The sequence below is a fragment of the Tenacibaculum sp. 47A_GOM-205m genome, from assembly GCF_000518405.1.
GTDB classification, from domain to species: Bacteria; Bacteroidota; Bacteroidia; order Flavobacteriales; family Flavobacteriaceae; genus Polaribacter; species Polaribacter lutimaris.
In genome coordinates this window covers 238898-263185 of the sequence record NZ_JADN01000003.1, presented here as the reverse complement: position 1 = coordinate 263185, position 24288 = coordinate 238898, and the positions used below count along the sequence as shown (strand labels likewise).

The 24288-nt window shown below is 34.4% G+C and carries 30 protein-coding genes; 6 read left to right on the top strand and 24 right to left on the bottom strand.

From position 1 onward, the window contains the following. Positions 1-8: 8 nt before the first annotated feature. The 24 genes from rplO to rpsL form a co-directional block, all read right to left on the bottom strand. Positions 9-461 carry a 50S ribosomal protein L15 gene (rplO, locus tag N534_RS0101255; protein WP_028890744.1) on the bottom strand — a complete coding sequence of 151 codons (453 nt, stop codon included), beginning with the start codon at positions 459-461 and terminating at the stop codon, positions 9-11. A gap of 11 nt (positions 462-472) precedes the next feature. Further along, on the bottom strand, positions 473-655 hold the full coding sequence (rpmD, locus tag N534_RS0101250) for a 50S ribosomal protein L30 (protein ID WP_028890743.1): 183 nt from the start codon (positions 653-655) through the stop codon (positions 473-475). Positions 656-666: 11 nt separating this feature from the next. Next, entirely contained in the window at positions 667-1188 is a 522-nt protein-coding gene (rpsE, locus tag N534_RS0101245) for a 30S ribosomal protein S5 (RefSeq protein WP_028890742.1), read from the bottom strand. Between the two features lie 11 nt (positions 1189-1199). After that, positions 1200-1550 carry a 50S ribosomal protein L18 gene (rplR, locus tag N534_RS0101240; protein ID WP_028890741.1) on the bottom strand — a complete coding sequence of 117 codons (351 nt, stop codon included), beginning with the start codon at positions 1548-1550 and terminating at the stop codon, positions 1200-1202. Positions 1551-1569: 19 nt separating this feature from the next. After that, positions 1570-2115 carry a 50S ribosomal protein L6 gene (gene rplF / locus N534_RS0101235; RefSeq protein ID WP_028890740.1) on the bottom strand — a complete coding sequence of 182 codons (546 nt, stop codon included), beginning with the start codon at positions 2113-2115 and terminating at the stop codon, positions 1570-1572. Between the two features lie 15 nt (positions 2116-2130). After that, positions 2131-2529, bottom strand: coding sequence for a 30S ribosomal protein S8 (rpsH, locus tag N534_RS0101230; protein WP_028890739.1), 399 nt, complete (start codon positions 2527-2529; stop codon positions 2131-2133). 387 nt (positions 2530-2916) lie between these two features. After that, complete coding sequence (rpsN, locus tag N534_RS0101225) at positions 2917-3186, bottom strand: 30S ribosomal protein S14 (protein ID WP_028890738.1); 270 nt, start codon at positions 3184-3186, stop codon at positions 2917-2919. A 4-nt stretch (positions 3187-3190) separates the two neighbouring features. Then, positions 3191-3742 (bottom strand): 50S ribosomal protein L5, encoded by a 552-nt coding sequence (rplE, locus tag N534_RS0101220; RefSeq protein WP_028890737.1) that lies wholly within the window; start codon positions 3740-3742, stop codon positions 3191-3193. Positions 3743-3744: 2 nt separating this feature from the next. Beyond that, a complete protein-coding gene (rplX, locus tag N534_RS0101215) occupies positions 3745-4053 on the bottom strand; it encodes a 50S ribosomal protein L24 (protein WP_028890736.1) in 309 nt (102 codons plus the stop codon). Positions 4054-4067: 14 nt separating this feature from the next. Then, the gene (rplN, locus tag N534_RS0101210) at positions 4068-4436 is read right to left on the bottom strand and encodes a 50S ribosomal protein L14 (RefSeq protein WP_028890735.1); all 369 of its coding nucleotides are present in this window, start codon (positions 4434-4436) and stop codon (positions 4068-4070) included. 1 nt (position 4437) lies between these two features. Continuing rightward, a complete protein-coding gene (gene rpsQ / locus N534_RS0101205; protein WP_028890734.1) occupies positions 4438-4695 on the bottom strand; it encodes a 30S ribosomal protein S17 in 258 nt (85 codons plus the stop codon). 18 nt (positions 4696-4713) lie between these two features. Next, positions 4714-4905, bottom strand: coding sequence for a 50S ribosomal protein L29 (gene rpmC / locus N534_RS0101200; RefSeq protein WP_028890733.1), 192 nt, complete (start codon positions 4903-4905; stop codon positions 4714-4716). Between the two features lie 13 nt (positions 4906-4918). Next, entirely contained in the window at positions 4919-5350 is a 432-nt protein-coding gene (gene rplP / locus N534_RS0101195; protein WP_028890732.1) for a 50S ribosomal protein L16, read from the bottom strand. Positions 5351-5369: 19 nt separating this feature from the next. Next, on the bottom strand, positions 5370-6092 hold the full coding sequence (gene rpsC / locus N534_RS0101190) for a 30S ribosomal protein S3 (protein WP_028890731.1): 723 nt from the start codon (positions 6090-6092) through the stop codon (positions 5370-5372). An 11-nt stretch (positions 6093-6103) separates the two neighbouring features. After that, positions 6104-6508, bottom strand: a complete 405-nt coding sequence (gene rplV / locus N534_RS0101185; protein WP_028890730.1) for a 50S ribosomal protein L22 — start codon at positions 6506-6508, stop codon at positions 6104-6106. Between the two features lie 9 nt (positions 6509-6517). Then, positions 6518-6796, bottom strand: a complete 279-nt coding sequence (gene rpsS / locus N534_RS0101180; RefSeq protein WP_028890729.1) for a 30S ribosomal protein S19 — start codon at positions 6794-6796, stop codon at positions 6518-6520. A 6-nt stretch (positions 6797-6802) separates the two neighbouring features. After that, on the bottom strand, positions 6803-7627 hold the full coding sequence (gene rplB / locus N534_RS0101175; protein WP_028890728.1) for a 50S ribosomal protein L2: 825 nt from the start codon (positions 7625-7627) through the stop codon (positions 6803-6805). Between the two features lie 11 nt (positions 7628-7638). After that, positions 7639-7929, bottom strand: coding sequence for a 50S ribosomal protein L23 (gene rplW, locus N534_RS0101170; RefSeq protein WP_028890727.1), 291 nt, complete (start codon positions 7927-7929; stop codon positions 7639-7641). A gap of 8 nt (positions 7930-7937) precedes the next feature. Further along, on the bottom strand, positions 7938-8567 hold the full coding sequence (gene rplD, locus N534_RS0101165; RefSeq protein WP_028890726.1) for a 50S ribosomal protein L4: 630 nt from the start codon (positions 8565-8567) through the stop codon (positions 7938-7940). Then, on the bottom strand, positions 8567-9184 hold the full coding sequence (gene rplC, locus N534_RS0101160; RefSeq protein ID WP_028890725.1) for a 50S ribosomal protein L3: 618 nt from the start codon (positions 9182-9184) through the stop codon (positions 8567-8569). The genes rplD and rplC overlap by 1 nt, the downstream gene beginning before the upstream one ends. Positions 9185-9471: 287 nt before the next feature. Then, a complete protein-coding gene (gene rpsJ / locus N534_RS0101155) occupies positions 9472-9777 on the bottom strand; it encodes a 30S ribosomal protein S10 (RefSeq protein WP_024740605.1) in 306 nt (101 codons plus the stop codon). 5 nt (positions 9778-9782) lie between these two features. Next, complete coding sequence (gene fusA / locus N534_RS0101150) at positions 9783-11900, bottom strand: elongation factor G (protein ID WP_028890724.1); 2118 nt, start codon at positions 11898-11900, stop codon at positions 9783-9785. Between the two features lie 6 nt (positions 11901-11906). After that, entirely contained in the window at positions 11907-12383 is a 477-nt protein-coding gene (gene rpsG, locus N534_RS0101145; protein WP_028890723.1) for a 30S ribosomal protein S7, read from the bottom strand. 31 nt (positions 12384-12414) lie between these two features. Further along, positions 12415-12795, bottom strand: a complete 381-nt coding sequence (gene rpsL / locus N534_RS0101140) for a 30S ribosomal protein S12 (RefSeq protein ID WP_028890722.1) — start codon at positions 12793-12795, stop codon at positions 12415-12417. A gap of 352 nt (positions 12796-13147) precedes the next feature. Here rpsL and N534_RS0101135 point away from each other — a divergent pair, with 352 nt between their 5' ends. The 6 genes from N534_RS0101135 (at position 13148) to rlmB (ending at position 24261) form a co-directional block, all read left to right on the top strand. Continuing rightward, the gene (locus tag N534_RS0101135) at positions 13148-16300 is read left to right on the top strand and encodes a SusC/RagA family TonB-linked outer membrane protein (protein ID WP_028890721.1); all 3153 of its coding nucleotides are present in this window, start codon (positions 13148-13150) and stop codon (positions 16298-16300) included. Between the two features lie 16 nt (positions 16301-16316). Beyond that, positions 16317-17810 (top strand): SusD/RagB family nutrient-binding outer membrane lipoprotein, encoded by a 1494-nt coding sequence (locus N534_RS0101130; RefSeq protein ID WP_028890720.1) that lies wholly within the window; start codon positions 16317-16319, stop codon positions 17808-17810. A 178-nt stretch (positions 17811-17988) separates the two neighbouring features. Next, positions 17989-21144 (top strand): SusC/RagA family TonB-linked outer membrane protein, encoded by a 3156-nt coding sequence (locus tag N534_RS0101125; protein ID WP_028890719.1) that lies wholly within the window; start codon positions 17989-17991, stop codon positions 21142-21144. 18 nt (positions 21145-21162) lie between these two features. Then, positions 21163-22635 carry a RagB/SusD family nutrient uptake outer membrane protein gene (locus tag N534_RS0101120; RefSeq protein WP_028890718.1) on the top strand — a complete coding sequence of 491 codons (1473 nt, stop codon included), beginning with the start codon at positions 21163-21165 and terminating at the stop codon, positions 22633-22635. Positions 22636-22702: 67 nt separating this feature from the next. After that, positions 22703-23437 carry a DUF1735 domain-containing protein gene (locus N534_RS0101115; protein ID WP_028890717.1) on the top strand — a complete coding sequence of 245 codons (735 nt, stop codon included), beginning with the start codon at positions 22703-22705 and terminating at the stop codon, positions 23435-23437. A gap of 86 nt (positions 23438-23523) precedes the next feature. Continuing rightward, positions 23524-24261: a 23S rRNA (guanosine(2251)-2'-O)-methyltransferase RlmB gene (gene rlmB / locus N534_RS0101110; protein ID WP_028890716.1), complete on the top strand. Its 738-nt coding sequence runs from the start codon at positions 23524-23526 to the stop codon at positions 24259-24261. Positions 24262-24288: the final 27 nt, after the last annotated feature.

Genomic DNA, 24288 nt, shown 5'->3' with positions numbered 1-24288 from the left:
TACAATTATTATAAAGTTACTGCTTCACCTCCTGCTGCTTCGATAGCTGCTTTTGCTGATGCTGTATACTTATGTACAGTTATATTTAATTTAGCTTTTAACTCTCCACCACCTAATATTTTTACTAAGTCGTTTTTACGAGCTAATCTGTTTTCAACTAAAACATCTAAATTAACTGTATCTGTTATCTTTCCGTTATCTACTAATGATTGTAACTTGTCTAAATTTACACCAACATACTCTTTACGGTTAATGTTAGTGAATCCAAATTTAGGCACACGTCTTTGAAGTGGCATTTGTCCTCCTTCAAATCCTACTTTACGAGAATAACCAGAACGAGATTTAGCTCCTTTGTGTCCTCTTCCTGCAGTAGTAGCTTTACCAGAACCTTCTCCACGTCCTACACGCTTCCCTTTGTTCTTAGTTGCTCCAGCTGCTGGTTTTAAGTTGTGTAAACTCATCTTTTATTGTCTTATTTAATTTCTTCTACAGAAACTAAGTGTGAAACTTTATTTACCATACCCAAAATTGTAGCTGTTGCATCATGCTCTACAGTTTGGTTCATTTTACGTAAACCTAACGCCTCTAACGTTCTTTTTTGATTTTTAAGGCGACCGATTTGACTTTTTACTTGTGTAACTCTAATTTTACTCATCGTCTTAAATTTTAACCGTTAAAAACTTTCTCTAAAGAAATGCCTCTTTGCTTAGCAATAGTTGCTGCGCTACGTAATTGTAATAAAGCATCAAAAGTTGCTTTTACTACGTTGTGAGGGTTTGATGATCCTTGAGATTTTGATAATACGTCTTTTATTCCAACAGATTCTAATACCAAACGTACAGCACCCCCGGCGATAACCCCGGTACCGTGTGAAGCTGGCTTGATGAATACTTTAGCTCCACCAAATTTACCTTTTTGCTCGTGTGGTAATGTTCCATCTAAAATAGGAATACGCACTAAGTTTTTCTTTGCATCTTCTACTGCTTTTGCAATTGCAGAAGAAACATCTTTAGATTTCCCTAATCCGTGACCTACAACACCGTTACCATCTCCAACTACTACGATTGCAGAGAAACCAAATGCTCTACCTCCTTTAGTTACTTTAGTAACACGTTGTACTCCTACTAATTTATCTACAAGCTCTAATCCGCTTGGTTTTACTCTTTCTACGTTTTTATATCCTAACATAATATAATTTCTTAAAATTTTAAACCAGCTTCTCTAGCAGCGTCTGCTAATACTTTAACTCTACCGTGGTATAAATATCCGTTACGGTCAAAAGCAACAGTATCAACACCAGCTTTTACAGCTTTTTCAGCGATAGCTTTACCTACTGCTGTTGCTGCTTCTACCTTAGAACCAGATGTAATTTCTTTATCTCTTGAAGATGCAGATGCTAATGTTACACCAGCAACGTCATCAATTAACTGAGCATAGATTTCTTTGTTACTTCTAAAAACTGATAATCTTGGTTTAGCAGCTGTACCAGTAACTATTTTTCTAATTCTATGCTTAATTCGTTGTCTTCTTTCAAGCTTTGATAATGCCATAATAATTTCTCTTAATTTATTATGCAGATTTACCTGCTTTTCTTCTTAATACTTCTCCTACAAACTTAATTCCTTTTCCTTTGTAAGGCTCTGGCTTACGGAAAGAACGAATTTTTGCTGCAACTTGACCAACTAATTGCTTGTCATGTGAAGTTAATTTTACGATTGGGTTTTTACCTTTTTCAGATACTGTTTCAACCTTAACTTCTGGAGCTAAATCTAAAATAATGTTATGAGAGAAACCTAAGGCTAAATCTAATTTTTGTCCTTGGTTAGATGCTCTATATCCAACACCTACTAACTCTAACTCTTTAGTAAAACCTTTGCTTACACCTTCAACCATGTTATTGATTAAAGCACGGTATAAACCATGTGCAGCTCTATGATCTTTACTATCTGATGATCTTTCTAAAGTGATCGTACCATCTTCTACCTTTACAGTAATACCAGAAGTTAACTCTTGAGTTAATTCTCCTAATTTACCTTTTACTGTTACCACGTTTCCGTCTACTTTAACTTCAACACCTTGTGGCAATGCGATTGGATTTTTTCCTATTCTACTCATCTTACAAAATGTTTTTTAGTAAACGTAACATAATACCTCTCCACCAACGTTTTCTTGTCTTGCTTTTTTGTTTGTCATTACACCTTTAGATGTAGAAACAATAGCAATACCTAAACCGTTTAATACTCTTGGCATTTCTTTAGCGCCAACGTACTTACGTAAACCTGGTGTTGAAATTCTTTGAATCTTTCTGATTACTGATTCTTTCGTATCACGATCGTATTTTAAAGCTATCTTAATAGTTCCTTGTACTTTATCGTCATTGAACTGATAACTTAAAATGTAACCTTGATCGAACAAAATTTTCGTCATTTCCTTCTTCAATTTTGAAGCAGGAACTTCAACTACTCTGTGGTTAGCTGCAATAGCATTTCTCACACGAGTAAGAAAATCCGCGATTGGATCTGTATACATAGTTAATTAAATTGTGGTTTTGGTTTTTAGCAACCTTACTTTACTTGGTAAAATACTGATACTAAACCTGAAACCAGTTAATATTTATTTAGTTCGTTTTTTAGGTAAAATCTCATAGGTATTATACTTATAACAAGTATTTACTTACAAGGCACAATTTACCCTATAAAAACAGTGTGCAAATATACATAAACTTTTTAAAAATCAAACCATTTTAATAATTATCATTTTGAGCACTAATTTATTGCAGATATTTCAGTTTTAAAAAACTAAATTCCTTCCTTTAAAATAGTATGGTAATCATCTAAAATAACTTGCTTTTTTAAATACAAAAAGGCGTATAACGTTTTATCGTTATACACCTTTTGCTTGTATAGTAAAGAGCTGTTACCAGCTTGCTTTTTTTACTCCTGGAATTAATCCTTGGTTAGCCATTTCACGGAAAGTAACACGTGAAATTCCGAACTGACGCATATATCCTTTAGGACGTCCAGTTAGTTTACAACGGTTGTGCATTCTAATTGGTGATGCGTTTTTTGGTAACTTTTGTAATGCTTCGTAGTCTCCAGCTTCTTTTAAAGCTTTTCTCTTTTCTGCATACTTTGCAACCATTTTAGCTCTTTTGCGCTCACGCGCTTTCATTGATTCTTTAGCCATCTTATTAATTCTTTTTAAATGGTAATCCTAATTCTCCTAATAATGATTTAGCTTCTTTATCAGTGTTAGCAGATGTTACAAATGTAATATCCATACCACTAATTTTTTTCACTTGATCAATATTAATCTCTGGGTAGATGATTTGTTCAGTAATACCTAAGTTGTAATTACCTCTACCATCAAAACCATTTGCTTTGATACCGTTAAAGTCTCTTACACGTGGTAAAGAAGCTGTAACTAATCTATCTAAAAATTCGTACATTTTGTCTCCTCTTAACGTAACTTTTGCACCAATTGGCATTCCTTTACGTAATTTGAAGTTTGCAACGTCTTTCTTAGAGATTGTAGATACTGCTTTTTGACCTGTAATTGTAGTTAACTCGTCAATAGCGTATTCTATTAATTTCTTATCTGCTATAGCTGCACCTACACCTTTACTTACAACAATTTTTTGTAATTTAGGTACTTGCATTACATTGCTATAACCAAATTCATCAGTAAGAGCTTTGATAACTCTGCTCTTGTACTCTTCTTTTAATCTTGGTACGTAACTCATGGTTATATTGCTTTATCTGATTTTTTTGATACTCTTACTTTCTTATCTCCTTCTACTTTATAACCAACTCTTACTGCTTCACCGTTTTCAACTAAAGCAACGTTTGATATGTGTAATGGAGCTTCTTTTTTTACAATTCCTCCTTGTGGATTTGCAGCACTTGGTTTAGTGTGTTTAGACACCATGTTTACACCTTCTACTACAACTCTATCCTTATCTTTGATGATTTGTAAAACTTTACCTTCAGATCCTTTGTGATCTCCTGCTATAACTTTAACAGTATCTCCTGATTTAATTTTAAATTTTTTCATTTTAAAATCTGATTTTATAACACCTCAGGTGCTAATGATACTATTTTCATAAATTGTTTCTCACGTAATTCACGAGCCACAGGACCGAATACACGTGTTCCTCTCATTTCCTCTGAAGGATTTAAAAGTACACAAGCATTATCATCAAATCTGATATATGATCCGTCTTTACGTCTAACTTCTTTCTTAGTACGAACAACAACTGCACGAGATACTTGACCTTTCTTTACAGTTCCGTTTGGAGTTGCAGATTTAACCGTAACAACGATTTTGTCTCCAACGCTAGCGTAACGCTTTTTTGTTCCTCCTAAAACTCTAATCACTAAAACTTCTTTTGCTCCAGTGTTATCTGCGACTTTTAATCTTGATTCTGTCTGTAACATATTATTTAGCTCTTTCTAGGATTTCTACTAATCTCCAACGCTTAGATTTACTCATAGGACGTGTTTCCATGATCCTTACAGTATCACCTTCGTTGCAATCGTTATTCTCGTCATGTGCAACGTACTTCTTAGTCTTTAATACGAACTTTCCGTACATTGGGTGCTTTACTCTTTTTACCTCGCTAACTACGATAGATTTCTCCATTTTGTTGCTAGATACTACACCGATTCTCTCTTTTCTAAGATTTCTTTTTTCCATCTTTAAAACTGACTAGAATTATTGTAATTCTCTTTTAGTTAACTCTGTAGCAATTCTTGCCACAGTTTTTCTTAAGCTACGTAACTCTAATGGATTTTCCAATGGAGTTATGGCGTGAGCCATCTTAAGATCAGTATAATTTTTCTTCAACGCTCCAAGCTTTTCTTGTAAGTCAGCTGTTGATAATTCTTTAATTTCTGATTGTTTCATGATCTAAATAGAATTAAGCGTTATAATCAAAATCTCTTGCTATTACAAACTTCGTTTTTACAGGAAGTTTTTGAGCTGCTAAACGTAAAGCTTCTTTTGCTACTTCCATTGGTACACCACCAACTTCAAACAAAATTCTACCTGGTTTAATAACAGCAACAAAATGATCAGGTGCACCTTTACCTTTACCCATACGTACCTCTAATGGTTTCTTAGTGATAGGTTTGTCTGGGAAAATTTTAATCCAAAGTTGCCCCTCTCTTTTCATATAACGAGTTGCCGCAATACGAGCTGCCTCAATTTGACGAGAGGTAAGTAAGTTCTGGTCTAATGATTTAATACCAAACATTCCGTTAGAAAGTTGAGTACCTCTACCAGAGTTACCTTTCATATTTCCTTTCGCCTTCTGTACCTTACGGTATTTTACTCTTTTTGGCTGTAACATTTTTAATTTCTTTTAAAAATTATTTTCTTCTGCGAGGTTGACGTTTTGCATTACCACCACCTTTGTTAGAATTACCTTTTTGTTTAGATAATCCTACTAATGGAGATAATTCACGTTTTCCATAAACCTCACCTTTCATAATCCATACTTTCACACCGATTCTTCCGTATGTAGTATGTGCTTCAACAAGTGCATAATCGATATCTGCTCTGAAGGTAGAAAGAGGAATTCTTCCTTCTTTATAATGCTCAGAACGCGCCATTTCAGCTCCATTTAAACGACCTGATAATTGCACTTTAATTCCTTCTGCATTCATTCTCATTGCAGCAGCAATCGCCATCTTTGTAGCTCGCTTGTAAGAAATTCTGTTTTCGATTTGACGTGCGATACTAGCTGCAACTAAGTTTGCATCTAATTCTGGACGCTTAATTTCGAAAATGTTAATTTGAACTTCTTTTCCTGTAATTTTCTTAAGCTCTTCTTTTAACTTGTCTACCTCTTGACCTCCTTTACCAATAATGATACCTGGACGTGCAGTAGTGATAGTAACGGTTACAAGCTTTAAAGTACGCTCAATAATAATACGAGAAACACTTGCTTTTGATAAACGAGCGTTGATATACTTTCTGATCTTATCATCTTCAGCAATCTTATCTCCGTAGTCATTTCCACCATACCAGTTAGATTCCCATCCTCTGATAATTCCTAAACGATTTCCTATTGGATTTGTCTTTTGTCCCATTTCTACTTTGATTAATTACTGTTATTTTTAGTTCCTAACTCTAAAGTTACGTGATTAGAACGCTTACGAATTCTGTGTGCACGACCTTGTGGAGCTGGTCTTAACCTTTTTAACATACCTGCGCTATCAACACAAATTGATTTTACATATAATCCTGCATCTTCGATGCTTGCATCTTCGTTTTTAGCTTGCCAGTTAGCGATAGCTGATAACAATAACTTTTCTAAGTTACGTGATGCTTCTTTTGGACTGAATTTTAAGATTTGTAAAGCTTTTTCAACTTCAACTCCTCTTACTAAATCTGCTACCAAGCGCATTTTTCTTGGTGATGTAGGACAATTAGTTAATTTAGCAAAAGCTCTAGACTTTCTAGCTTCTTTTAACTGTGTTGCCATGTTATGTTTACGACTTCCCATAATTTCCTACTATTTTTTACCTTTATTTTTTGCACCAGCGTGCCCTCTAAAAGAACGTGTTGGTGAAAATTCGCCTAATTTATGACCTACCATGTTTTCAGTAACGTAAACTGGTACAAACTGACGTCCGTTGTGAACTGCAATTGTTTGCCCTACGAAATCTGGAGTAATCATACTTGCTCTTGACCAAGTTTTGATAACTGACTTACTTCCTGCTTCTACGTTAGCTAACACTTTTTTCTCTAACTTATAGTGAACGTAAGGTCCTTTTTTTAATGATCTTGCCATGGTTTATTATTTCTTTCTACGTTCTATAATATACTTGTTACTAGCTTTGGTCTTAGATCTAGTCTTAAATCCTTTCGCTGGGATACCGTTTCTAGATCTTGGATGTCCTCCAGAAGAACGTCCTTCACCACCACCCATTGGGTGATCAACTGGGTTCATACGAACAGCATTCGTTCTTGGTCTTCTACCTAACCATCTACTTCTACCTGCTTTACCAGATACTAATAATTGGTGGTCAGAGTTAGACACAACTCCGATAGTTGCCATACAAGTTAATAAGATTAATCTTGTTTCACCTGAAGGTAACTTTACTGTTGCATATTTACCATCTCTTGCCATTAATTGAGCAAATGAACCAGCTGAACGAGCCATAACAGCTCCTTGTCCTGGGTGTAACTCAATACAAGAAATTGTAGTACCTAATGGAATATCGCTTAAGAACATAGCGTTACCAACTTCTGGCGTAGCTTCTTTTCCTGATACGATTGTTTGACCTACTTTTAATCCGTTTTGTGCAATTACATAACGCTTTTCACCATCAGCATAACTAACTAATGCAATAAATGCAGTACGGTTTGGATCGTACTCGATAGTTTTTACTGTTGCAGGAACACCTTGCTTATCTCTTTTAAAATCGATAATACGGTATTTTTGTTTATGACCTCCACCAATGTTACGTGTAGTCATTCTACCCTGATTGTTTCGACCTCCAGATCGTTTTTTCGGAGCTAATAAAGATTTCTCCGGCTTATCAGTAGTAATGGTGTCGAACCCATTTACAACTCTAAAACGCTGACCTGGTGTTATTGGTTTTAATTTTCTAACTGACATTCTGTCTTTTCTTAAAGATTGTTATAAAAATCAATAGTTTCTCCTTCAGCTAACTGAACGATTGCTTTCTTGTATCCACTTGTTAATCCAGTAACTAAACCTTTTTTAGTGTATTTAGTTTTTCTTAATGCTGGATAGTTCATAGTTTTTACAGACTCGATCGCTACACCATAAGCAGCCTCAACAGCTCCTTTGATTTCTAACTTGTTAGCTTTTTTGTTTACAACAAATGTATAACGGTTGTTTAACTCGCTATCATTTGTAGCTTTTTCTGTAATAATAGGTTTAATTAAAATACTCATTTTCTTCCCTATTTACTTAAATTAGACTCAATTCCTTCTAAAGAGCTCTCAGCGATAACTACTTTGTTAGCATTTAAAACGCTATAAGTGTTAATTCCTGAAGCATCTACTACTTTAGAACCTTTTAAGTTACGAGATGATAAGTAAACATTTTTACTTTCTTCACCTAATACAAATAAAGACTTTTTAGCGTCTAATTCTAAAGCTTTTAATACATTGATAAACTCTTTAGTTTTTGGAGCTTCAAAATTGAAATCTTCAATAACAACTAAATTGTTTTCTTTTGCTTGAATACTTAAAGCAGACTTACGTGCTAAACGCTTTAAGTTTTTGTTTAACTTAAAAGAATAATTTCTTGGTCTTGGACCGAAAATACGTCCACCACCTCTAAAAACTGGAGACTTGATACTACCCGCACGAGCTGTACCAGTTCCTTTTTGTTTTTTAATCTTTCTTGTACTACCAGCAATCTCAGCTCTTTCTTTCGATTTATGAGTACCTTGTCTTTGATTAGCCAAATACTGCTTTACATCTAAATAAATTGCATGATCATTTGGCTCAATTCCGAATACCTCGTTAGAAAGTTCAACTTTTCTACCAGTATCTTTTCCTGTAATATCTAATACTGCTACTTTCATTATTTCTCGATAGTTACATAAGAGTTTTTGTGACCAGGAATAGCTCCTTTTACTACGATAAGATTCTTATCAGCAACCACTTTTAACACTCTTAAATTTTGAACTTTTACTTTGTCTCCACCCATACGACCTGCCATACGCATTCCTTTGAATACTCTTGCAGGGTACGATGCTGCACCAATTGAACCAGGAGCTCTTAAACGGTTATGTTGACCGTGAGTTGCTTGTCCAACTCCGCCAAACCCATGACGTTTAACAACACCTTGAAAACCTTTACCTTTAGAAATCCCTGATACATCAACGAATTCTCCTTCAGCAAATAATTCAACAGTAATTGAGTCACCTAATTTGTACTCACCATCAAACTCTTGGAATTCAACAACTTTTTTCTTAGCAGATGTACCAGCTTTTTTAAAGTGACCATCTAAAGCTTTATTAGAGCTTTTTGCTTTTTTGTCATCGAAACCAAGTTGTAAAGCGTTATAGCCGTCAACCTCTTCGGTTCTGACTTGGGTAACAACGCAAGGACCTGCTTCGATTACAGTACAAGGAATATTTTTCCCGTTCTCATCGAATAAGCTGGTCATTCCAATTTTTCTTCCTATTAACCCAGACATATTTGTTAATTTTCAGACGAATAGATTTAATTTATCCAGCGCGTCTATTAATAAATGATTTTTTGAAACGAATGTTTCTGTTTTTCCTTTGAATTTTTCAAAAAAAAAGAGCGAAAAACGCCTTCACTCTGAATTTGCTTTTACCATTTTTCCTTCGCGAAACCCTCAGGACATGTCATTTCTGCATACATTACAGAAATATTTACAATCCGAAACCTAAATTTCGGTGTGCAAAAGTATAAAAAACTTTCGGCTTAACAAAATTAAACCGAAAGTTATTGATTTACTTATACTTTGATCTCAACTTCAACTCCACTTGGTAACTCAAGTTTCATTAAAGCATCAATAGTTTTTGAAGAAGAACTATAGATATCTAATAATCTTTTGTAAGCAGATAATTGAAATTGCTCTCTTGATTTTTTGTTTACGTGTGGTGAACGTAATACTGTAAAAATCTTTTTATTTGTTGGTAAAGGAATTGGTCCGTTTACTACAGCACCAGTACTCTTTACTGTCTTTACGATTTTCTCAGCAGACTTGTCTACTAAATTATAATCGTAAGATTTTAACTTTATTCTAATTTTTTGACTCATCTTAATTAACCTTTAGCGTTAGCGATTACTTCTTCAGCAATGTTACTAGGAGTTTCTGCATAGTGAGAGAATTCCATAGTAGAAGTTGCTCTACCTGAAGATAATGTTCTTAATGAAGTAACATATCCAAACATTTCTGATAATGGAACGATAGCTTTTACTACTTTAGATCCAGCACGGTCGCTCATATCATTAACTTGTCCACGTCTTCTATTTAAATCTCCAACGATGTCACCCATATTTTCTTCTGGAGTTAACACCTCTAACTTCATCATTGGCTCCATGATTACAGCTCTTGCAGCTTTAGCAGCAGCTTTATAACCCATTTTAGCAGCTAATTCGAATGATAATTGATCAGAATCTACAGGGTGGAAAGATCCATCCTTTAAAGTAATCTTCATCGAATCCATCTCGTATCCTGCTAATGGACCATTTTTCATTGCTTCTTTAAATCCTTTCTCTACAGAAGGAACAAATTCTTTAGGAACGTTACCACCTTTAATGATAGACTCAAATTGTAATCCTGTTACACCTTCATCAGCTGGCTCCATAGTAAATACAATATCAGCAAACTTACCACGTCCACCTGATTGTTTCTTATAAACCTCTCTGTGATCTGCAGTAGCTGTAATAGCTTCTTTGTACTCTACTTGTGGTTGTCCTTGATTTACTTCAACCTTAAACTCACGCTTTAAACGGTCTACAATAATATCTAAATGTAACTCACCCATTCCTGAAATTACAGTTTGCCCTGAAGCTTCATCTGTTTTTACAGTAAATGTTGGATCTTCTTCAGCTAGCTTTGCTAAAGACATTCCTAATTTATCTACATCAGCCTTAGTTTTTGGCTCAACAGCAATACCGATTACAGGATCTGGAAAATCCATAGATTCTAAAACAATTGGATGTTTTTCATCAGATAACGTATCCCCTGTTTTAATATCTTTAAATCCTACTGCAGCTCCAATATCTCCTGCTTCGATATAATCGATTGCATTTTGCTTGTTAGAGTGCATTTGATAAATACGTGAAATACGCTCTTTTTTACCTGAACGATTATTTAACACATAAGAACCAGCATCTAAACGACCAGAATATGCACGGAAGAATGCTAAACGACCTACGAAAGGATCGGTAGCAATTTTAAATGCTAAAGCTGAAAATGGTGCTTTTGCATCTGGCTTACGAGTTTCCTCTTCACCTGTATCAGGATTAGTACCGATGATATTTTCTCTATCTACCGGAGAAGGTAAATAACGACATACAGCATCTAATAAGAACTGAACACCTTTATTTTTAAATGAAGAACCACAAACCATAGGAATGATAGACATATCCATTACAGCAGCTCTTAATGCAGCGTGCACTTCTTCTTCTGTAATTGAGTCTTCATCTTCCATGTATTTCTCTAATAAGTTTTCGTCATAAGCAGCAACCTCTTCGATTAACTTACCACGTAACTCACGAGCTTCTTCTTTTAATTCTTCTGGAATATCTACAATATCAAAAGTTGATCCATGATTTTCATCATGCCATACAATAGCACGGTTCTTAACTAAATCAACAATCCCTTTAAAATCTGCTTCATCACCAATATTTAATACGATTGGCACTGCATTAGATTTTAACATATCTTTTACTTGCTGACAAACTGCTAAAAAGTTTGCTCCTTGACGGTCCATTTTGTTAACGAAACCGATACGAGGCACTTTATAGTTATCAGCCAATCTCCAGTTAGTTTCAGACTGAGGCTCTACTCCGTCTACTGCAGAGAATAAGAACACTAATCCATCTAATACACGTAATGAACGGTTTACCTCTACGGTAAAGTCAACGTGACCTGGAGTATCAATAATATTAAAATGGTATCCTTTAGCATCTGCGGTAGGCTTTCCATTTTCTGTAGGGAATTGCCATGTACAAGTTGTAGCTGCAGAAGTAATTGTAATACCTCTTTCTGCCTCTTGTTCCATCCAGTCCATTGTAGAAGCTCCATCATGAACTTCTCCAATTTTATGAGACACCCCTGTATAGAAAAGGATACGCTCAGTTGTTGTTGTTTTACCAGCATCAATATGAGCAGCAATACCAATGTTTCTTGTATATTTTAAATCTCTTGCCATTTCTTATTAAAATCTAAAGTGTGAGAATGCTTTATTCGCTTCAGCCATCTTATGAGTATCAACTCTTTTCTTAACAGCAGCACCTTCTTCTTTAGCAGCAGCTAAAATCTCAGCAGCTAAACGTTGTGCCATTGTTTTTTCATTACGCTTACGCGCATAAGAGATCATCCATTTAATCGCCATAGAAACCTTACGGTCTGGACGAATTTGCATTGGAATTTGGAATGTAGCTCCACCTACACGGCGAGAACGTACTTCTACGTGAGGCATCACGTTAGATAAACCATCTTTCCACACTTCTAAAGCCGACTTTTCTTCGTCAGTTTTCTTTTCATTTACGATATCCATTGCATCGTAAAACACTTTGAACGCTACAGATTTTTTACCGTCCCACATTAAGTTATTCACAAAACGTGTAACTAATTGATCGTTAAATCTTGGATCCGGTAACAAAACTCTTTTTTTAGCTCTTCTTTTCCTCATGTCTTTACATTAAAAAAGTTACTAATTATTTTTACTTTTTGTCTTTAGGGCGTTTTGCACCGTACTTAGATCTACGTTGGGTTCTACCCTCAACTCCTGCAGTATCTAATGCTCCACGTACCACGTGATATTTAACACCTGGTAAATCTTTTACCCTTCCACCTCTAACTAATACTATCGAGTGCTCTTGCAAGTTGTGCCCCTCACCTGGAATATACGCGTTGATTTCGTTACCATTTGTTAAACGAACCCTTGCCACCTTACGCATTGCTGAGTTAGGTTTCTTAGGAGTAGTGGTATACACACGCGTACAAACTCCACGTCTTTGTGGACATGCTTGTAAAGCAGCCGATTTACTCTTCTTAGTTATTTTGGCTCTTCCTTTACGAACTAATTGTTGAATAGTTGGCATACTAAATTATTACTTATTTTTAATTTGTACTTAAATTACTCTAATTTTTAGAGGCTGCAAATGTACGATAATTTTCTAATTATTCAAATATCAAGAAGTTATTTTTAACAAAACACCTCAAACCCTACCCCTTACCTTGTAATTATTTCAAGAAACACAACCAAACCATATAATCTAAACTTTACACCTATTAAAAAAAAGAAACCAAACCAATAAAAACAATAACTACTTCTCATTTATTTAACACAACAACCTAAATAAACCTCGTTTTTTTTAGATTTAATTAACAAATACCTTGTTTTTTTAAGATTTATTTATGATTTTTGGCTCAATTAATTCAAATAATTACATAATGAAAACAAAGTTTAATGGAATTTTGACGCTACTTCTAGCGTTGGTTGTGCAGATTTCCTTTGCACAAGACAGAACGATTTCAGGTACAGTTTCTGATGAAACAGGACCATTACCTGGAGTTAATGTTTTAAAAAAGGGAACAACTTCAGGTGTAGAAACTGATTTTGACGGAAAGTTTTCTATTCAAGCTAAGAACGGAGATATACTAATCTTTAGTTTTGTCGGAATGAAAACTATTGAAAAAACCGTAGGGACTTCAAACACAATGTCAGTTGTTATGACTAGTGACAACGTTTTAGACGAAGTAGTTGTTACAGCATTAGGTATCAAAAGAGAAGCTAAAAGTTTAGGTTTTGCTCAACAATCAGTAAAAGGAGAACAACTTACTCAAACTAGAGAAGTTGATATTAACAACTCCATAGCTGGTAAAGTTGCTGGTGTTCAAATGCTAGGAGCTCCTAGTTCAGGGTTTGGAAATGCCTTGATTCGTTTAAGAGGAGAAAGTGACTTACTATATGTTGTTGATGGTGTTAAAGTAGAAAGCTCTTCAGACATAAACGTTGACGACATAGAAACTTTAAACGTTTTAAAAGGTAGTGGAGCCACAGCATTATATGGACCAATTGGTAGAAATGGTGTTGTTGTTATTACTTCTAAAAGAGCTAAAACTGGAAAATCTTCATTTGTCATAGATCAAGCTTTACAGGTATCTAATGTTTATATCATGCCAGAATATCAGAATGAATATGGTGGTGGATACTCTCAATCTTTTAGTACCTTAAATGGTCAAAACATCCCTAACTATGCTGCAGACGAGTCTTGGGGTCCAAGATTAGACGGTACATTAGTTAGACACTGGGACAGCTGGATACCTGGCACTCCAGAATATGGAGAATTAAGACCGTGGTCTCCTAACCCAGACAACGTTAAAAACTTCTTTGAAACTGGTATTACAAACAACACTACATTTACTTTCTCAAAAGGTGGAGAAGGATATAATGTAAAAGCAGTTTTAAGAAATGTAGATATTGAAGGTATTTTACCAAACACTCAGAGAAACTTAAAACAAGTTAACACAAGTGCTAAGTTTAATATTTCAGATAAATTTGAAGTTTACACAAACTTTAATTATCAATACAGAAAAACCCTTAACAATCCTATTGATGGTTATGGCAGTATTGCTTCTAACTTCAACCAATGGTTCCAAAGACAATTGGACATGGACAGATTAAGAGATCATTACTACCAAAACGGTATTTTTTACACATGGAACATGAAAGCTGCTGGTGACACAAGACCTCAGTACTGGGACTCTCCTTATTTCGAAACAAATCAAAACCTTAAGACACAAATTAAAAATGGTACTTATGGTAACTTTGGTTTAAATTATGAAATAACTGACAATTTAACATTCAATACAGAACTCAGAAGAACTGTTAATGTTTATAAAAGTAATTCACGAGTTGCTTTTGGTGGTTTAAACCAAACTGGATTTAGAGAGACAGATGAAACTATTAGTTCTACAGAATTATTTGCTATGGCAACATACAACAAAGATTTAAGTGATAAATTAGACTTAACTGCCTCTGTTGGTACTGAATTAAGACAATGGAACAGAAGATATGTAGACGCAGAATCAAGCGGTGGTTTAACAATTCCAGGAATCTACAGTGTTGCTTCTTCAAAAGACAGACCTTTATACACTAACAGAGAATGGAATCGAAAAAACAGAGGTTTATTTGCTACTGCTTCTTTTGGTTATGACGATATGTTATATTTAGATGGAACAATTAGATCAGACTGGAACTCTACCGCTAACCCTGATAGCAACCGAGTACTTACTTATGGAGGATCTTTAAGTTTCTTATTTGACAAAGTCATCAACTTAGACGCATTAAGCTTTGGTAAATTACGTGTAGGATACGCAGAAGCTCCTAGTTTCCCAGGGATCAACGAATTAGTTCCTGCTTATGACACAGGCGCTTCAAACAATGGAAATGTTCCTTTCTTCCCTCAATCTAATGAAGCTAACCCTACTTTAGAAGGCGGTGTAAGACAGGAGTTTGAGATAGGAACAGAATTAAAGTTCTTTGGTAATAGATTAGGATTAGACTTTACTTATTTTGACAGAAAAGATGTAAACCTACCTATTAATGTACCTTTATCTGGTGCTACAGGATACACTTCTTCAAGTATTAACTCTGGTAAGTTTACTTCTAAAGGTATTGAAGTTGCTTTAACAGGTACCCCTATCAAAAACGAGAACTTAACTTGGGACATCGGTCTTAACTTCTCTACTTTAAAAAGAACAGTAGATGAATTATACCCTGGTGTTGATACAGACGTTTTAGCTTCTTCTTGGAGAGGCTTAACTCTTGAAGCTAGAGTTGGTGAAGAATGGGGAGCATTTTACGGTCGTAAAATTAGAAGAGACGATGAAGGTAATATGCTTATAGATAATAGAGGAGACTATGCTTATGATCAAAACCAATATTTAGGTAATTTATTACCTGACTTTACAGGAGGTTTAACTAACTCTTTTACTTACAAAGGGGTTAACCTATCTTTCAATATCGATTTCCAAAAGGGAGGGAAATATTTCTCAGTTACTCAAATGTTTAACAACTATTCTGGTTTAGGTATAGCTACTGTAGGAAACAACGCCTTAGGTAACCCTGTAAGAGACAATGTTTCCGGTACTCATCCTTTAGATGATGATAATCAACCTATTGAACATTTAGTTTATGCTAATACAGCTAATTCTAACTCAGGAGGTGTTTTAGTAAGCGGTGTAGATTCAACAACTGGAGCTCCTGTTTCTTACTATGTTAACGCAGACACGTATTGGCCAAATAAATTTGCCTTACATGAAATGTGGTTATATGATGCTTCTTATGTTAAATTAAGACAACTTTCTCTTGGATATACTTTTCCTTCAAAATTATTCAAAAATGGTCCTATTGAAAGCATAAGCGTAAATGCATTTGCTAACAATTTATGGTTAATTTATTCAGAAGTTGCAGGTGTAGACCCTTCAGAACTTGAAAACACAAATGGTGGTTCTGGAACAGGACAAGGATTTAGATGGGCTGAAGGAGGACAATTACCAAGTAGCAGAACTTTTGGTATGAATGTAAAAGTGAAATTTTAATTAAACTACAGAAAAAATGAAAAAAACAATATATAAAGCTTTAGCCTTAGCTGCTTTAATAGCTTTTGGATATAGTTGTGAGTCTTATGACTTTGGAGGTACTAACGATAATTTAAACGACCCTTCACAACCTTTACCTCCATCGCTTTTAACAGCTTCTCAAGCTAAACTAGTAGGAGCTCTTAGTTTATCAGGTACAGCTACGCCATCTCTCTATGTACAACATTTATCTCAAACACAGTACACAGAAGAGTCTAGATACCAAACGATAAATTTTGGATGGAACATTGTTGGTAGTGGAGACAATACAACAGGTAATCAGCAAGGAGCGGTAAATATATATAACGCACCTCTAAAAGCATTAAACGATATAATTATAGCAAATACCGAGCAAGCAGAATCAATGGCTACTTACGGTTCAAACAATAACCAAATAGCGGTTGCTCGTATTTTAAAAGCTTATTATTTTCAATGGATGACTGATAGATGGGGTATGTTACCTTATACAGAAGCATTTGGAGGAGTTGCTAATCCTAACCCTGCTTATGATACACAAGAATTCATTTATAAAGATTTATTTAATGAAATTGATGCTGCGTTAGCTCAAATAGACGGTGGAGATGGACCTTCTGGTGATACATTTTTTGGAGGTGACATGAGTATGTGGAGAAAGTTTGCAAACACCCTAAAAATGAATATGGCTATTCGTTTATCAAAAGTATATCCTGCACCTGGAGACTTTGCTTCTACTAAATTTAATGAAGCTATGCCTGGAGCAATATCTTCAGTGTCTGAAAACATTATGTTTGCTTGTCTTGCAGATGACCAATATGACAACCCATACCAAGATGACTATGGGGATGATGGAAGAACTGACGAATGTTTAAGCGATGTTTTAGTTAACAACATGACTGCAAACAATGACCCTCGCTTACCTATGTTTGGAGAGCCAGCTGTATCAACAGGTACTTTTGTAGGATTACAATATGGTTGGGCAGATGCTGGTACTGTTGCTAATGATGCTGTATCATTCATGAATGATAATTTAATCTTCAACGGAACTACTCCATTACCAATGTTTACTTACGCACAAATTTCTTTTAACAAAGCAGAAGCTGCTCTTTTAGGATGGCTACCTGTTGCTGATGCACCTACTTATTACAATGAAGCTATTAAAGCTTCTATGGAACAATGGGGTGTATCATCTACTGATGCTGATGCTTATTTATTAGAACCCAATGTAGTATACAATCCTGCTAATGCAATGAATCAAGTTGCTGAACAAAAATGGCTTGCTTTATTCTACCAACCCTATGAGGCTTGGGCTGAATGGAGAAAATTTGATTACCCTATACTAACACCTGCTGTTGATGCTATTAATGGTAATTCAATACCTGTAAGACATGGGTATCCTTCTTCGGAACCTGCTCAAAATAAGGAAAGTTATGACGCTGCTGTAGCTGCTCAAGGAAGTGATGATTTATTTACTCCATTATGGTGGGATAAATAAAACAAAAACTTAATACTATCAAGCCCCATAGAGAATTCTCTATGGGCTTTTTTATTTAATAAAACTCCTGCTAAACAAACAAATCTAAAAGGTTAACTAAATCTTTTAATGTTAAAAAATTGTTTATTTAAGATATATTTATGATTTTAGCGCCTAATTAATTCAAATAATTACATCAATGAGAACAAAGTTTAATGGAATTTTAACGCTATTCCTAGCGTTGATTGTGCAAATATCATTTGCGCAAGAAAGAACAATTTCAGGTACTGTTGCGGACGAATCGGGTCCATTACCTGGGGTTACAATCTTAAAAAAAGGTACTACTCAAGGTACTGAAACAGATTTTGATGGAAACTATTCTATCAAGGCTAAAACTGGCGATATTTTAGTTTTCAGTTTTGTTGGTATGAAAACAGCTGAAAGAACAGTTGGTTCTAGCAATTCAATAAACATAACTATGGAAGGTGACAATTTACTTGAAGAAGTTGTTGTTGTTGGTTATGGTACTACTACTAAACAATCATTTACTGGTACGGCTAAAGTTGTTAAAACTGAAGATATTGAAGCTAAATCTGTTTCTAACGTATCACAAGCTCTTGCCGGTGAGGTTGCGGGTGTTACAGTAATTAATACTTCGGGACAACCTGGTAGTGTTTCTACTATTAGAATTAGAGGTATTGGATCTGTAAATGGTAACAGTGCTCCTTTATATGTTGTTGATGGTGTTCCTTTTGGTAATACTCTTAACTCAATTAACCCATCTGATATAGAAAGTACAACTGTATTAAAAGATGCTACTGCAACTGCTATCTATGGATCTAGAGGTGCGAATGGGGTAATCTTAATCACTACTAAAAAAGGTAAGGCAGGTAAAACAAATTTCGAAGTAGATATAAAAACTGGTGTAAATACTCGTTTATTACCTACTTATGAATCTTTAAAAAATACTGGAGAATATTTAGGGTCGGCTGATCCTAATGCATATGCTGCTGCTAACTTATTTAGTGGTGGTGGTATTCACCCTGATTATAACATGTGGAATGTAAATAACGGAGGTGAATTAATCGATCCTACTACAGGTAAAGTAAGAGCAGGTGTAACAAGAAGATACACTCCTGAAGACTGGTCTGATTATGGATACCAAACTTCTATTAGAAAAGAAGCTAACGTAAAAATGAGTGGTGGTACAGACAAGACAACTTATTTTTCTTCTTTTGGTTTCTTAGATGATCAAGGATACTTAATAAACTCTGACTACAAACGTTATTCTACTAGGTTAAACTTAACTCATAAGCCTACTGATTGGATTAAAGCTAACGCTAATATCGATTACTCTTATGGTGTTCAAACAACAAATGGTCAATCTGAAGATTCTGGATCTATTTTTTGGTTTGCAGATAACATCCCTAGCATTTACCCTTTATTTTTAAGAAACCCTGATGGTAGTATTACACAAGATCCTATTTATGGTGGTAATCAATACGATTACGGTTTAAATAGAGGTTTTGGTGGATTAACTAACGCTATTGCTGATGCTCATTATGATTTAGACAGAAATCATCGTCATGCAATGAACGGTAATTTCTCATTTATTTTTGATATTACTGAAGGTTTATCTTTTGAAACAAAATATGCTGCTTCTTTTTACTCTTATGAAAGAAACGCTGTAACGAATCCTTTTTATGGATCTATTGCAGGTGGTGGTTTATACAAAGAACAGTTTAGAGGTATAACTCAAAACTTCTTAAACATGTTAAGATATAACAAGTCATTTGGAGATCACTCTTTCTCTCTTTTAGCGGCTCACGAAACAAACCAGTGGGAACGTGATAGAAACTTTGTTAGTAAAAGAACTGTTGTTAACTTAAACAATGGATTAACAGATTTAGATAACTATATTAATGATAGTGGACCTGCAGGTGGTAATACTGATGAAGTAAACTTAGAAAGTTATTTTGGTCAGTTAAATTACGACTATAAAGACAAATATTACTTATCAGGAGCTATAAGAAGAGATGGTTCTTCAAGATTCTTCCAAGATAAATGGGGTACTTTTTGGTCTGTAGGAGCATCTTGGATTGTTTCTAAAGAAGATTTTATGGCAGGTAGTTTCTTTGATTTCTTAAAGGTTAAAGCTAGTTATGGTGTTTTAGGTGACCAAGCGGGTGTAGCTTTTTATGCTGGTCAAGATGGTTACGATATTGATAACTTAAATGGTAACATTTCTTTAATTGTAAGACCTATACAAGATAGAAATATTACTTGGGAATCTAGTAATCAATTCCAAACAGGTTTAGAATTTGGTATTTTAAACAGTAAAATTGAAGGTTCATTCGACTACTATAGAAAAAACACAACTGACTTAATCTTTGAAAAACGTTTACCACCTTCAAGTGGAGATGCTTTAATAACAGTTAATGATGGTGAGTTAATTAATAATGGTTATGAATTTGATGTTACTGCTCATTTAATTGAAAAAGAAAATTTCAAGTTAGATTTTACTATTAATGGAGAAATTTTAGATACAGAAATTACTAAAATGCCTTATGATGAATCAATAGGTGGGCCTAAGGTAATTGATATTGATGGTAACTTTGGTAGATCTGAAGGTCATGGAATTTATGACTATTATATGTCTGAATGGGCCGGAGTTGATCCTGCTACTGGTGATGCTTTATGGTTCCAAAACTGGTCTGATGCTAATTCTAATGGTGTTTATGACTCTGGTGAGGAGGTATTAGACTTAGCTACTTTTGAATCTCAAAATCCAGACGCAGTAATTGGGGAAAGAGTTACTAAAACTTACGCTGAATCTACACAAAGATATGTTGGAAAATCTGCTATTCCAGATGTAAGAGGTGCATTTAGATTATCTGCTGAATCACATGGTATTAGCTTAAGCGCTCAATTTGCTTATGGTATTGGTGGTTATTCTTACGATGGTGCTTATGCCGGATTATTCCAAAACAGACAAGCTGGAAGCTCTTCTTATCACGTAGATATTGAAAATAGATGGCAAAAACCTGGAGACATTACTAATGTTCCTAGAATTTACAGTAACCAAAACGTAAGAGTTACTTCTGCTTCTACAAGATTTTTAACTAAATCTGATTATTTAGCTTTAAATAACATAAGATTAGGGTATAATGTACCTTCTAAATTTCTTGAAAAGTCTGGTATTTCTGGTTTAAACTTATGGTTATCTGGAGACAATTTATTCTTAGCTTCTGCTAGAAAAGGATTTAACCCTACAACAAATATAACTGGTGGATCGAGTGTTTATAGATACTCTCCTTTATCTACTTTTGCTTTAGGTGTACGTGTTAAATTATAATTTTTAAAAAGTAAAAAAATGAAAAAAACAATTATAAAATCAATATGTGTGTTTGCTGTTTCTCTCACACTATTTAATTGTAACAAAGATTTCTTAGAAACATCTCCTACAGAATTTATTTCTGTAGACGATGTTGGATATACAGCTCAATATAACCCAGTAATTTTGGAAGGTACCTTAAATGGTATTTATTCTACAATGGTTAATGCTTTTACCGGTGGTACAGGAACTCACGAAGATTTCGGTCAAAAAGGTTTTGATATTTTTAGTGACTTCTTATCAGGTGATATGGCTTTAACTGCCAATAACTATAACAGATATGGTGCTTTTGTAAACTTATTAGCTACCGTAGATTATACAGATGGAGATAATTACATGGCTTGGAGATATTACTATAAAATTGTACGTAGTTCAAATCTTGTAATTAAATCATTAGGAGGTAACGATGCAGTTCCAGAAAAAGTTGAAAATAAATGGGCTCTAGGTCAAGCTAAAGCTTTAAGAGCGTATGCTTATTTTTACTTAGCTCAATACTATGTTAAAGGATATGATGCTTCAGCCACTATTTTACCTTTATATGACACATCTGATCTTTCTGTAGCAGCTCCAGTTGAAACTAGTGTTATTTATGACTTCATTATTAGCGACTTAACAAGTGCTATTACTTTACTTGATGGGTTTAACAGAACTGGAATTACACCTATAAATCAAGATGTTGCTAGAGGATTATTAGCTTATACTTATGCCGCTATAGGTACTAGTGAAGCTAACATCGAAGCTAAGAGGTTGGCTGATCAAGTTATCGCTGCTGGATATCCAATCATGTCTTCTAGTGAAGTAACTGGTGGATTTAACTCTGCAAATACTCCTGGTTGGGTATGGGGATTTGATATCACATTAGCTAATGACTTAGATTTAGTTTCTTGGTGGGGTCAAATGGATGTTTTCACATATAGTTACCAATGGGCAGGTGATAAAAAAGGGATAGACTCTGATTTATATGCTTCTATTGATGCTAATGATATCAGAAAAACACAATTTGATGTAAATAATGCTTTACAACCTAGAAATAAGTTTTACAATGCTAATAGAGTAATTGGAGGTCAAAGATATATTGAAGATGATTATGTTTTCATGAGAATTTCTGAAATGTATTTACTTTCTGCTGAGATGGCAGCTAAAGAAGGAGAAGATGGTTTAGCTAGAACTAATTTAAAAGAAATTCTTTCTAGAAGATTTTCTGACCCAGCTGACTATGCTTATGTTGATGGTCTTTCTGGTCAAGCTTTAGTAGACGAAATCATTTTACAAACAAGAATCGAGTTATGGGGAGAAGGAAAGAGTTACTTATCAATGAAAAGAAATAAGTATAATGCTAAAAGAGGGTCAAACCACGTTTTTCATCCTAACTCTTCAATTTCTTATGATGATGACAGATTAAGTTGGGTTGTACCAATTCAAGAAGTACAAAACAATCCTTTTATTAACTAATTATTAATTACGCTACTCTCATATATAATTATGAGAGTAGTTTAATTACAACTAAACTCAACTAATAATGAAAAAAATTTCAAAATATTTAGCTATATTATTTATAGCATTGTCTTTTTCTAATTGTGAAGACAATATAGAAACTTCAGATTTAAACTATATTAATTTTGGTAAAGCTTTGTATTCAACTGGAGTTGATGTTGGAGCTACTACTACTTTTGATGTTTTTGTATATACATCTACTACATCTAATTCAGATAGAACTTTTGGTGTTTCTATAGATGAAGATGCTACAAATGCTGCTGCTGGTTCTTATAGTGTACCTACTTCAGTAACCATTCCTGCAAACTCAAATGAAGGAGTACTTAGTGTTCAATTATCTGATGTTAACTTAGGAATAGGCGTTAATAAATTAGCTTTAAAGTTTGATGCTACTGAAGGACTTTTTATTGGTGGTGAAACTGCTATTAATTACATACAAAATTGTAATGAAGTTACAGGAACTTTAGATATTGTTTTTGATGGATATGGTAGTGAAACCAGCTGGGAATTACTGGATTCTGAAGGAGGAGTTGTTGCTTCTGCAGATAAAGGAACTTATGCTGATGGTCAAGCATCTGCTTCTATACCTGTAACATTATGTGGAGGTAGAACTTTTACTTTTACTATTTATGATGTTTATGGAGATGGTTTAAGTTATCCTGCAGATGGTACTTATACCCTTACCATAGGAGGTACTGTTAAAGCTTCTGGAGGAGGAGATTTTGGATCTTCTGAATCTACTAATTTTGACACTAACTAATTTAAGAATGACTTTCTTAATAGAATATAAAAACCACCTTTAACCAGGTGGTTTTTTTATACCATAAAATGAACTACATTTGCAGCATGGAACAAAACACAAACATTTTTGGTATTAGAGCTATTATTGAAGCTATAGAAAGTGGAGCTTCAATAAATAAAGTATACCTTCAGAAGGGCTTACGAGGAGACTTGTTTTTTCAATTAGACAAATTGTTGAAAAAAAACAAAATATCAACCAGTGTAGTTCCTACTGAAAAATTAGATCGTTTATCTAAACACAATAATCACCAAGGAGCGGTTGCCAAAATTTCTCCTATTGAATTTGAAGATTTAGATACTTTGATAGAAGAAACTTTAGAATCTAATAGCACTCCCCTGTTTCTATTATTAGATCAGGTTTCTGATGTAAGAAACTTTGGAGCTATTATTAGAACTGCCGAATGTACTGGTGTTAACGGAATTATCATCCAAAAAAGTGGTAGCGCCCCTGTAAATGCAGAAACAATAAAAACTTCAGCTGGTGCTGCTTTTAAAGTACCAATTTGTAAAGTAGATCATATTAAAGATGCTATTTTTCAATTAAAAGCTGCTGATATTAAATTAGTTGCTGCTACTGAAAAAACTGACGATTCTGTTTTCGACATCAATTTTAATCAACCAATAGCTATTGTTATGGGGTCTGAACACAAAGGAGTAAGTACATCTGTTTTAAAGCTGGTGGATTATAAAGCCAAACTACCATTATTAGGTGAAATCGAATCATTAAATGTATCGGTTGCCTGTGGTGCTTTTTTATATGAATCCGTAAGACAACGTCTATAAAAAATTAAATCCTGCTTTATCGCAGGA

Excerpts from the sequence above, each read along its gene's own strand:
- rplO (WP_028890744.1), bottom strand. The coding sequence starts at position 461 with ATGAGTTTACACAACTTAAAACCAGCAGCTGGAGCAACTAAGAACAAA.
- rpmD (WP_028890743.1), bottom strand. The coding sequence starts at position 655 with ATGAGTAAAATTAGAGTTACACAAGTAAAAAGTCAAATCGGTCGCCTT.
- rpsE (WP_028890742.1), bottom strand. The coding sequence starts at position 1,188 with ATGTTAGGATATAAAAACGTAGAAAGAGTAAAACCAAGCGGATTAGAG.
- rplR (WP_028890741.1), bottom strand. The coding sequence starts at position 1,550 with ATGGCATTATCAAAGCTTGAAAGAAGACAACGAATTAAGCATAGAATT.
- rplF (WP_028890740.1), bottom strand. The coding sequence starts at position 2,115 with ATGAGTAGAATAGGAAAAAATCCAATCGCATTGCCACAAGGTGTTGAA.
- rpsH (WP_028890739.1), bottom strand. The coding sequence starts at position 2,529 with ATGTATACAGATCCAATCGCGGATTTTCTTACTCGTGTGAGAAATGCT.
- rpsN (WP_028890738.1), bottom strand. The coding sequence starts at position 3,186 with ATGGCTAAAGAATCAATGAAAGCGCGTGAGCGCAAAAGAGCTAAAATG.
- rplE (WP_028890737.1), bottom strand. The coding sequence starts at position 3,742 with ATGAGTTACGTACCAAGATTAAAAGAAGAGTACAAGAGCAGAGTTATC.
- rplX (WP_028890736.1), bottom strand. The coding sequence starts at position 4,053 with ATGAAAAAATTTAAAATTAAATCAGGAGATACTGTTAAAGTTATAGCA.
- rplN (WP_028890735.1), bottom strand. The coding sequence starts at position 4,436 with ATGTTACAGACAGAATCAAGATTAAAAGTCGCAGATAACACTGGAGCA.
- rpsQ (WP_028890734.1), bottom strand. The coding sequence starts at position 4,695 with ATGGAAAAAAGAAATCTTAGAAAAGAGAGAATCGGTGTAGTATCTAGC.
- rpmC (WP_028890733.1), bottom strand. The coding sequence starts at position 4,905 with ATGAAACAATCAGAAATTAAAGAATTATCAACAGCTGACTTACAAGAA.
- rplP (WP_028890732.1), bottom strand. The coding sequence starts at position 5,350 with ATGTTACAGCCAAAAAGAGTAAAATACCGTAAGGTACAGAAGGCGAAA.
- rpsC (WP_028890731.1), bottom strand. The coding sequence starts at position 6,092 with ATGGGACAAAAGACAAATCCAATAGGAAATCGTTTAGGAATTATCAGA.
- rplV (WP_028890730.1), bottom strand. The coding sequence starts at position 6,508 with ATGGGAAGTCGTAAACATAACATGGCAACACAGTTAAAAGAAGCTAGA.
- rpsS (WP_028890729.1), bottom strand. The coding sequence starts at position 6,796 with ATGGCAAGATCATTAAAAAAAGGACCTTACGTTCACTATAAGTTAGAG.
- rplB (WP_028890728.1), bottom strand. The coding sequence starts at position 7,627 with ATGTCAGTTAGAAAATTAAAACCAATAACACCAGGTCAGCGTTTTAGA.
- rplW (WP_028890727.1), bottom strand. The coding sequence starts at position 7,929 with ATGAGTATTTTAATTAAACCTATTATTACAGAAAAAGCTACAAATGAT.
- rplD (WP_028890726.1), bottom strand. The coding sequence starts at position 8,567 with ATGAAAGTAGCAGTATTAGATATTACAGGAAAAGATACTGGTAGAAAA.
- rplC (WP_028890725.1), bottom strand. The coding sequence starts at position 9,184 with ATGTCTGGGTTAATAGGAAGAAAAATTGGAATGACCAGCTTATTCGAT.
- rpsJ (WP_024740605.1), bottom strand. The coding sequence starts at position 9,777 with ATGAGTCAAAAAATTAGAATAAAGTTAAAATCTTACGATTATAATTTA.
- fusA (WP_028890724.1), bottom strand. The coding sequence starts at position 11,900 with ATGGCAAGAGATTTAAAATATACAAGAAACATTGGTATTGCTGCTCAT.
- rpsG (WP_028890723.1), bottom strand. The coding sequence starts at position 12,383 with ATGAGGAAAAGAAGAGCTAAAAAAAGAGTTTTGTTACCGGATCCAAGA.
- rpsL (WP_028890722.1), bottom strand. The coding sequence starts at position 12,795 with ATGCCAACTATTCAACAATTAGTTCGTAAAGGAAGAGCCAAAATAACT.
- N534_RS0101135 (WP_028890721.1), top strand. The coding sequence starts at position 13,148 with ATGAAAACAAAGTTTAATGGAATTTTGACGCTACTTCTAGCGTTGGTT.
- N534_RS0101130 (WP_028890720.1), top strand. The coding sequence starts at position 16,317 with ATGAAAAAAACAATATATAAAGCTTTAGCCTTAGCTGCTTTAATAGCT.
- N534_RS0101125 (WP_028890719.1), top strand. The coding sequence starts at position 17,989 with ATGAGAACAAAGTTTAATGGAATTTTAACGCTATTCCTAGCGTTGATT.
- N534_RS0101120 (WP_028890718.1), top strand. The coding sequence starts at position 21,163 with ATGAAAAAAACAATTATAAAATCAATATGTGTGTTTGCTGTTTCTCTC.
- N534_RS0101115 (WP_028890717.1), top strand. The coding sequence starts at position 22,703 with ATGAAAAAAATTTCAAAATATTTAGCTATATTATTTATAGCATTGTCT.
- rlmB (WP_028890716.1), top strand. The coding sequence starts at position 23,524 with ATGGAACAAAACACAAACATTTTTGGTATTAGAGCTATTATTGAAGCT.